9 protein-coding genes are annotated in these 8,265 nt (G+C 70.9%); 4 read left to right on the top strand and 5 right to left on the bottom strand.

The features are described 5' to 3' along the window. The 3 genes from ACFDTC_RS12260 to ACFDTC_RS12250 form a co-directional block, all read left to right on the top strand. The coding region (locus ACFDTC_RS12260; RefSeq protein WP_375259168.1) for a phosphopantetheine-binding protein at window positions 1-329 on the top strand (329 nt) is incomplete at its 5' end. Then, window positions 326-982 (top strand): 4'-phosphopantetheinyl transferase, encoded by a 657-nt coding sequence (locus tag ACFDTC_RS12255; RefSeq protein ID WP_375259167.1) that lies wholly within the window; start codon window positions 326-328, stop codon window positions 980-982. The genes ACFDTC_RS12260 and ACFDTC_RS12255, both read left to right, overlap by 4 nt. Before the next feature lie 175 nt (window positions 983-1,157). Beyond that, a complete protein-coding gene (locus tag ACFDTC_RS12250) occupies window positions 1,158-2,462 on the top strand; it encodes a Wzz/FepE/Etk N-terminal domain-containing protein (protein WP_375259166.1) in 1,305 nt (434 codons plus the stop codon). 28 nt (window positions 2,463-2,490) lie between these two features. Here the strand turns inward: ACFDTC_RS12250 and ACFDTC_RS12245 are convergent, their stop codons facing one another. Then, entirely contained in the window at window positions 2,491-3,873 is a 1,383-nt protein-coding gene (locus ACFDTC_RS12245) for an exopolysaccharide biosynthesis protein (RefSeq protein ID WP_375259165.1), read from the bottom strand. Window positions 3,874-4,176: 303 nt separating this feature from the next. On the opposite strand from ACFDTC_RS12245, the gene ACFDTC_RS12240 reads away from it, so the two are divergent. Beyond that, window positions 4,177-4,941: a WecB/TagA/CpsF family glycosyltransferase gene (locus ACFDTC_RS12240; protein ID WP_375259164.1), complete on the top strand. Its 765-nt coding sequence runs from the start codon at window positions 4,177-4,179 to the stop codon at window positions 4,939-4,941. A 6-nt stretch (window positions 4,942-4,947) separates the two neighbouring features. Here ACFDTC_RS12240 and ACFDTC_RS12235 read toward each other — a convergent pair whose 3' ends face one another. The 4 genes from ACFDTC_RS12235 to ACFDTC_RS12220 form a co-directional block, all read right to left on the bottom strand. Further along, complete coding sequence (locus ACFDTC_RS12235; RefSeq protein ID WP_375259163.1) at window positions 4,948-6,348, bottom strand: hypothetical protein; 1,401 nt, start codon at window positions 6,346-6,348, stop codon at window positions 4,948-4,950. Window positions 6,349-6,454: 106 nt separating this feature from the next. Further along, window positions 6,455-7,072 (bottom strand): DUF1523 family protein, encoded by a 618-nt coding sequence (locus tag ACFDTC_RS12230; RefSeq protein ID WP_375259162.1) that lies wholly within the window; start codon window positions 7,070-7,072, stop codon window positions 6,455-6,457. A gap of 63 nt (window positions 7,073-7,135) precedes the next feature. Next, complete coding sequence (locus ACFDTC_RS12225; RefSeq protein WP_375259161.1) at window positions 7,136-7,468, bottom strand: hypothetical protein; 333 nt, start codon at window positions 7,466-7,468, stop codon at window positions 7,136-7,138. 176 nt (window positions 7,469-7,644) lie between these two features. Further along, a partial coding sequence (locus tag ACFDTC_RS12220) for an aldehyde dehydrogenase family protein (protein ID WP_375259160.1) occupies window positions 7,645-8,265 on the bottom strand: 621 nt, incomplete at its 5' end.

Raw genomic sequence — 8,265 nt, 5'->3', positions numbered from 1 at the left:
TGCAGGAGAGGCTGGCCGCGCTGTGGCAGCAAATCCTGGGCGTGGAGCGGGCCGGCGCGCGCGACAATTTCTTCGACCTCGGAGGCCATTCGCTGCTGGCGGTGCGGCTGCATCGCGACATCCGCGACGCGCTGGAGGTGCCTGACCTCGCCATCACCGACATCTTCCGCTTCCCCGTGCTGGCTGACCTCGCCGCCCGCGTGGCGGCGCTGCGGGGGGTGCCCTCGGATCCGCCGACGAATCCGCCTGCGGCAGACGAAGGCCAGGCCAACGCACGTGAGATGGCGATGGCGCGCCGCCGTGCGATGCGCGCCAGGCGAACGGCATGACCCCGGCCGAGCGAGACGGGTTGCTGGCGCAGGCCGGCTGGCCGCCGGGGCTGTGGCGCGCGGCGGTGCCGGCGCGCGACGACGCCTGCGCGCTGTGGCCCGACGAACGGTCGGGGCTGGTGCGGGCGCGGGCGCCGCGGCGCGCCGATTTCGTGGCCGGCCGGATCGCCGCGCGCGCCGCGCTGGTGCGCATGGGGCAGCCTGTCTGCGCGATCCCGCAGGGTGCCGGCCGTGCGCCGGTCTGGCCCGAGGGCATCCGCGGCTCGATCACCCATGCGGGCGGCGTCGCGATGGCGGTGGTCGGACGGGCGCGCGACTGGGCGGGCCTGGGTCTGGACCTCGAGCGCGACACGCCGCTGGACCCCGATACCGCCGCCGCGATCCTGCGCCCGGACGAACCGGCCACCGATCCGCTGGCTACTTTCGGGGCCAAGGAGGCGGCGTTCAAGGCGCAGTTTCCCGCCACTGGCGCGATGATCGGCTTCGACGCGGCGCGGCTGTGCGGCGACTCGGTGCGGCTCGACGGCCCCGGAACCGACGCGCTGCCGTGCGCGTGGCGCGGGCGTGCGCTGCCGGTGCGGCACTGGCGGGTGCCGGGCTGGATCCTCAGCCTCTGCGCGGTGCCGGCCGGGGCCGCCGAGGGCGCGCCATGACGCGGGCGGCCAATCCGCGCGCGCGTGGTCCGTGCACCACAGGCGCCGGCGCTTTCGTCGCATCACGCGCCGCGAGCGTGACAGCGCTGCGCGCCGCTTGCTACGCAACCCCTCCGCACGATGCGTGCGCCGGTGCGATCCAGCCGGCCGCATCAAGAACCCTTCGCGGGAGCGCATGATGGACAGGTTTCAATCGCTCGACGAGATCATCGCGGCGCTGCGGCGGCGCGCGTTCGTGATCCTGGTGGTCACGATCGCCGGCTGCATCCTGTCGCTGTTCTACGCGCTGCAGATGACCAAGACCTACGAGGCCACGGCCGTGCTGCAGATCGAGGACGCGCGCGTGCCCGACGACCTCGCCGGTGCCGGTGCCGAGACCAACCAGTCGGCGCGCCGGGTGCGGCTGATCGAGCAGCGCCTGATGGCCCGCGACAGCCTTCTTGCGGTGATGGAGCAGTACGACCTGTTCACCGAGGATCCGTCGCTGGCGCTGCCCGAGCGGCTGGCGTTGATGCGCGAGGCGGCGCGGATCGAGGAGATCGTCAACCCGCTCGGCGCGGCGACGGACACGCCCTCGGGGCTCTACATCACGGTGCAGCTCGAGGACCCGCAGAAGGCCGCGGACGTCGCGAACGAGCTGATGTATTCAGTGATCACGCAATCGCGCGACCGCGCGGCGGCCCGGGCGCGGGACACGCTGGAGTTCTTCGCGACCGAGGAAACCCGCGTGCGCGACGAGATAGAAGCGCTCGAGACCGAGCTGGCCACGTTCAAGCGCGCCAATGCAGACCAACTGCCCGAGGGGCTGATCGAATTGCGCCGCCAGCTCAGCACGCTGCGCTCCAGCGAACTGGAGGTCGACGGCCAGATCCTCGCGCTGCAGACCTCGGCCGAACGGCAGCGCGAGGAGGTTCAGGCGCGCAACGAGGCGCTTCTGCGCGAGCAACGCGCGCTGCTGCGGGCCCGGATCGACCAGATCGAGACCATGCTGGCCGCCGCGCCCGAGGTCGAGCGCGCGCTCAGCGCGCGTGAACGGGCACTGGCGCAGCTGCAGGAGGAGTTCACCGTGCTCGCCCGCCGCAAGGCCGAGGCCGAACTGGGGCGCGAGTTGGAGGACCGCGAGCAGACCGACCGGATCGAGGTGCTCGAGACCGCGCTGGTGCCGGTGAACGCGGTGTCGCGCAGCCGCCGGTCGGCCGCGCTGCTGGGCGCGATGCTCAGCGTCGCCGCCGGGCTGGGCCTCGCGGCGGCGATCGAGCTTCTGAACCCGGCGATCCGCACGACCGGGCACATGGAGCGCGCGCTGGGCGTCTCGCCCGTGGTCGCTGTGCCGCATATCAGCAACGACGTGGACCGCCGGCAGGCGAACCACGTGCGGCTGGGTTGGGCGGCGGCGCTCGGCCTGCTGCTCGCGCTGGCGGCCTGGATGGTGACGGGCGGGCTGGCCGACGCGATCGGGCGGGTGTTCTTCGGGGGCTGAGGCGGCGTCGCTTCGCGGAGGCGGCGCTTCAGTAGGGGTAGTGCTGGATCTGGCCGTCCTCGGCCATGTTCAGGACCATTCCCAGCAGCGGCACCTTGTCGCCGAGGCGGCGCTCGACCGCCTTCACCTCTTTCGGGGTGGTGATGCCGCCGCCGAGGACGAGGATCACGCCGTCGAAATGCGGCTGCAACGCCATCACGTCGTCGGTGTAGAGCGCCGGCGGCAGGTCGAAGAGCATGACGTCCGGCGTGAACTCGGACTCGATCCGCGACAGCGTGCGGGCCGTGCGCGGGTCCTGCATCAGCTCGGCCGCGAAACGCTCGCGCCGGCCGTTGAAACCGACGGCCAGGCCGTGCCCGCCGTCGAAATCGTTCGCGCCCAGCCGCAGCAGATGGTCGGCCGGGGCCACGTCGCCGCGCAGCATGTCGCCAATTGATGCGGGATTGGCCTGGCCCAGCGTGCCATGCAGCGACGGGCGGCGCAGGTCGAGGTCCAGCAGGATCGTGCGGCAGTTTTCCTGGCGCGACAGGCTGATCGCGAGGTTCGCGGCGGTGAAGGTCTTGCCGCACCGCGCGGTGGGCGAGGTGATGGCGACGCGCTTCCAGCCCCTGTCGGCGAGCGTGTGCAGCAGGCGCGTGCGCAGCAGATCGAAGGCCGCGTGCGCGGCATCGTCGCGCAGGGCGGCGACCACGCGGTGACGGTCGAGATGCGCGCTGGACGCCGAAAAGGTATCCAGCGCGTCCCACACCTGCGCTTGCCGCGCCGTCGCATCCGCGGGCGCGAGACGCGGCGCGGGCGACCGCGGCGCAGCGGTTTCCCCGGCGGCTCGCCGTGTTTCGGGGGCGGGGGGTATGGCGGGCTGCTGCACCTCTGCCGCCGTTCGGGGTGTCTCACCATCGTTCTTTTCAGCGCCGCCCACGGGAGGGTACGCGACTGCGTCGGCGGTGCGGTCCGGATGAGTAGAGGCGTCCCCGACAGGCGCGACCTGATCCGGTGCGGCTTCTGGAGCGTGCGCCGTCTCGGTCCCTGGCGCGGCGGAGCCGAGCGCGGGGCCTTGTCCGCGCACTCGGCGCAGCACCCGCGCGACCTTGGCTTTCGGCAGCGCGGCGATGCGCACACGCCGCGCGGGGGTGATTGCCGTGGTCGCGGCCCCGTGCATCGCCGGGTCAGATTTCGATGGCAGGTCCGCGGCGCTTACCGGCTGATTATCGCTGGCAGTCTGTTGCTCGGGTGCCGACCCCGGCCGGGCGCGCCGCGTCGCGACCACGCGTGCGCGGGGCGGGCGGGTCGGCAACGTCTCGGGGTGCTGCGGGGCTGGCGTCGCCGGCGCGTCGAGGGGGCGCGCGTTGTCACGGTTTTCCGCACCTTCGCGCAGCGGCCAGCGACGGCGGAATCGGGGGCTGGCGCTCATGCAGGCCGCCCCGTGCCGGTGCATCCACCCGGGACCCGGCGCCGGGGTGCGGCCTTCTGTGTCCGGGCGTATCGCATGGCTCATCCGTCTTGGTGGGCGGCCAGTATGGCGGGCCGCAGTCACCGGGTGGTTAACCAGCCAATTCTGGCCGGAATAAGGAGGTATTGCGGGCTTTGTGAGCGGCCGCGCGCGCTGAGCCCATAGCCGGCGCAGGACGCGCGATTCCGTACAGTTGTTGCTAGAATATCACGGTATTGGCGGTCGATAGTCGCTATTTCTTTTCCGGGAGGAGAATGCACATCCATGGACTTCACCGCCGCAGGACAAACGGTGCGCGTCACCGTGCCGAACTGGGCCGCGCTCGAGGCGCGGGTGACCGAACGACTGGCGCAACGCCGGGGCTTCGCGCTGGCGACGCTGAACCTCGACCACCTGGTAAAACTGCGACAATCGGCGGCTTTCCGGCAGGCGTACGCGGCGCATGACTTGGTGACTGCGGACGGCAACCCGATCGTCTGGGCCGCGCGCCTGGCGGGACGCCCGATCGCGCTGGTGCCGGGGTCGGACGCGGTGCTGCCGCTGGCGCGGGTGGCGGCGCGGCAGGGCGTTCCGGTGGCGCTGGTCGGCGCCACTTCCGAGACGCTGGCGGCGGCGAAGGCCGCGCTGGAGCGCGACGCGCGTGACATCGACGTGGTGTTGTGCATCGCGCCGCCGATGGGCTTCGACCCCGAGGGACCGGGCGGCGACGAGGTGTTGCAGCAGGTGGCCGCGTCGGGGGCAAGGCTGTGCTTCATCGCGCTGGGCGCCCCGCGACAGGAAATGCTCGCCGCGCGCGGGCGCGTGCTGGCGCCGCAGGTCGGGTTCGCATCGGTCGGGGCGGGGCTGGATTTCATCGCCGGAACGCAACGGCGGGCGCCGGTCTGGGCACGGCGGCTCTCGGTCGAGTGGCTGTGGCGGGCGCTGTCCGATCCCCGGCGGCTGGCTGGCCGGTATGCGCGCTGCGTCGCGATCCTGCCGGGGCAACTGGCCATGGCGGTCGTGCAGCGGTTCCGCACCCGCGGAGCCTGAGCGCCGTCACATCACCGATTTCCACTTCAGCCGCATCGCGCCCAGCCGGCTGCGCGCGGCGCCGCGCACCGTCAGACGCTCGGCATGGCCCAGCAGGGCACCGGTGATCAGCCAGGTGACCGGGGTCAGCGTCGCGTTGGGCAGAAGATCGACGATGTTGATCGCCAGCAGCAGGCACAACGGCCCGGTCGTGGCGGCCATGCGGGCGGCCGCCGGGCCGCGCGACAGCCACCACAGGACGACCAGCGGCCACAGCAGCAGTCCGAACTCGGCCAGGTAGCCGACCCAGCCGAGCGTGCCGATGAGGATGATCCAGCGCCCGTCGGTCACGGTGTCGATCTCGCCCGAGCGCGGGTCGAAGATCTGGTTCCGCCCGTAGCTGCCCCAGCCGAAGAACGGCTTTTCGTAGGCGCGCTCGATCAGCCGCGTTTCGTTGTCGAAGCGGAATCGCAACGAGCCGGCGCGTTCGGCATCGACGCGGGCGGCGGCGTTCAGCATCCGGTCCTCGGGAACGAGTTCGGCATTCTTCAGCACCGGGTAGGCCGTGGCCAGCAGCGCGAGCACCAGCGCCACGCGGATCTGCGCGCGCTGGGTCAGCAGCAGTACGAGCGGCACCAGCAACGCCGCGAAGATCATCGCCCCCAGTGACTTGGCCAGCACCAGCACGACCGCCAGCCACGCCGCCGCCAGCAGCGCCTGCTTGCGCCGGCTGCTGTCGCGCAGGCGCCACAGGGCGAGCGCGCAGATCAGGCCGGTCATGGTGAAGAACGCGACCCAGATGCCGTGGTACAGGAACACCATCGGGCGGAAGCCGCCGAAGCGGATCGTCTGCGCGAACTCGTGCTGGTAATAGCCGTAGAACCACATGTTGAGCTGCGGCGACAGGCGGATCTCGATCAGCATCGGGATCGTGTAGAGCACCGCGGCCACCACCAAGGCGCGGACCAGCACCCTCTGCGCGCCGCCGGTGGCCAGGAACTGCCGCGCCAGCAGGAAAGGCAGGATCAGCAGGAACTGCCCCAGCACCAGCGCCACGGCATTCTTGAGCCCCAGCCCCGGCAGGAACACCACGCCGTAGCTGACCGGCAGCGGGTTGGTCATCGCCGTCAGCAGCGGCGAGAAGACGAAGACCAGCGTCAGCACCCGGGCCACGGGGTTCACCGGCAGCAGCGGGCCGGGCAGGCCGCTGCGCGTCAGGATCAGGAAGAACGCCGCGAGCGCGGGGATGTTGTGCTTGTCCAGCGGCGGCATCAGCGGAAAGTCGAAGCCGGCGGGCCGTTCGGGCAGAAACAGGTAGCCCAGCAGCAACGACCAGATCAGCGCGTACCGCGGCGGCCGCTGCGCGAACAGCAGCAGCGAGATCAGCGGCCAGACCGCCAGCGCAAGGGTCGCTGCGAGATTGGGCATCGGCTGTGTCGGGTCTCCTGACCCAGCCGGTAGCGGCACGATCCGTCATTGTCGTGCCGGATTTGCGTCGGAATCAAGGAAACGCGCCGGGGGCCGACGCCCGGTTCTAGGGGCGGCGGCGCCCGAAGAGGCCGCGCAATCCGCCGCCGCTGTCCATGCGCTGACCCATGCTGTCGAACGCGGGCGCGATGCGATTGCGATGGAAGCGCCGCCAGCGGACCCAGAGCGCCCAGCCGACCGCCGCCAGCACGATCAGGATCACGATTGCCGTCCACGGGATCACGCGGGCGTCGGGCCCCTCCACCCGGTGGATCGAGAGCGCGTTGGGGAAGATCGTGAACAACTCGGCCCGCCAGCCGTAGTGCCTGATCGCGACCCAGACCGGCTCGGCCGCGGTCGAGCGCAGGTCGGCGGCCTCGGCCTGCAGGTTCGAGGTGTTGAACTTGAAGTAGGGTGGCCAGCCCCAGCCGGTGTCCTCGTTGCGATAGACCATCACGTCGCCGTCGGCGCGGCGGGTCTGGATGAAGAACACGTCGCGATTGACCGCGGTGCCGTCACTCCCGACGTCCGGCTGCGCCCAGAACCAGCGGTTCTGGCCGGGATCGATGCGACGCTCGTACGTATCGGTGATCCGCACGATGTCGTGCTGCGGCAACGTGTAGTGCAGGAAGGCCGCGACCAGCAGCCAGAACACGATGATGAACGTCCACTTCACGTAGGCCATGCGAGACCCCCTTCGCCTGTGTCTCGGGGATAGACGATCCGCGATGCGCTGGCCAGAGCGCGTCTACCAGCGCCCGTGCCGCCAGCGCCGCGGCGCGGTCACCACCACGAGCAGCATCGGCGGTGCCCAGATCAGCGCGGATTTGAGCCCCAACCCGAGGAAATGCGCGAACCCGCCGCGCGGGTCGGCGCCCAGCAACGCGGTCAGCGGCGCGTTGCCCGCGGCATAGAGCCCGGCGAAGGCGGCTGCCGACAGCAACGTGAGCGCCGCGGCCGAGACCACGGCCTGCAGCGCCAGCCCGGCCGACGTTTCGGGCATCAGCCTCTCGACACCGCGGGCGACCGCGACAGCGAGAGCCAGAAGCACGAGGGTTGGCAGGGCGAGCGCTACGATCATCGCCGTGACGTGGCGCGACGCTGCGCTTTCGTCAAGGTGGACGCGGGCGAGACGGCGAGGGGCTCTGCCCCTCGCGCTCCCCGGAGTATTTGCGCCAAGATGAAGGAACACGAGCGCGTGCTCTTCGGGCAGGGATGCGATGCCGCCCCGGGAGGATCCGGGGGGGGGGCGCGGTGTCAGACCGTGAGGCAGATGTATTTCATCTCGAGGTAATCCTCGATCCCGTGGTGGCTGCCCTCGCGGCCGAGGCCGGATTGCTTGACGCCGCCGAAGGGGGCGAGCTCGGTCGAGATGAGGCCGGTGTTCACGCCGACGATGCCGTATTCCAGCGCCTCGGCGACCTTGTGCACGCGGCTGAGGTCGCGGGCGTAGAAGTACGACGCCAGCCCGAAGATCGTGTCGTTCGCCATGGCGATGACGTCGTCCTCGTCCTCGAACTTAAACAGCGGCGCGAGGGGGCCGAAGGTTTCCTCGGTCGCGAAGGCCATATCCTGCGTGGCGCCGGTGACGATGGTCGGCTGAAAGAAGCTGCCTTGCATCTGCTGCTTCTCGCCGCCGAGGATCACCTTGGCGCCCTTGGATTTGGCGTCGGCGATGTGCGCCTCGACCTTCTCGACGGCCTTCTCGGTGATCAGGGGGCCGAGCTCGGTGCCCTCCTCGAGGCCGTCGCCAACCTTCATCTCGGACACGCGCTTGGCCAGCTTCTCGGCGAACTGGTCGTAGACGCCGGCCTGCACGTAGATGCGGTTGGCGCAGACGCAGGTCTGGCCGTTGTTGCGGAACTTGCACAGGATCGC

This window comes from Citreimonas sp. (assembly GCF_042096055.1).
GTDB lineage: Bacteria > Pseudomonadota > Alphaproteobacteria > Rhodobacterales > Rhodobacteraceae > Citreimonas.
The sequence above is the reverse complement of the archived record's forward strand: the minus strand, read 5'-3'. Positions and strand labels throughout refer to the sequence as shown.

Bases quoted from the DNA above. Each gene is read 5' to 3' on its own strand.
- ACFDTC_RS12255 (WP_375259167.1), top strand. From the start codon at position 326: ATGACCCCGGCCGAGCGAGACGGGTTGCTGGCGCAGGCCGGCTGGCCG.
- ACFDTC_RS12250 (WP_375259166.1), top strand. From the start codon at position 1,158: ATGATGGACAGGTTTCAATCGCTCGACGAGATCATCGCGGCGCTGCGG.
- ACFDTC_RS12245 (WP_375259165.1), bottom strand. From the start codon at position 3,873: ATGAGCGCCAGCCCCCGATTCCGCCGTCGCTGGCCGCTGCGCGAAGGT.
- ACFDTC_RS12240 (WP_375259164.1), top strand. From the start codon at position 4,177: ATGGACTTCACCGCCGCAGGACAAACGGTGCGCGTCACCGTGCCGAAC.
- ACFDTC_RS12235 (WP_375259163.1), bottom strand. From the start codon at position 6,348: ATGCCCAATCTCGCAGCGACCCTTGCGCTGGCGGTCTGGCCGCTGATC.
- ACFDTC_RS12230 (WP_375259162.1), bottom strand. From the start codon at position 7,072: ATGGCCTACGTGAAGTGGACGTTCATCATCGTGTTCTGGCTGCTGGTC.
- ACFDTC_RS12225 (WP_375259161.1), bottom strand. From the start codon at position 7,468: ATGATCGTAGCGCTCGCCCTGCCAACCCTCGTGCTTCTGGCTCTCGCT.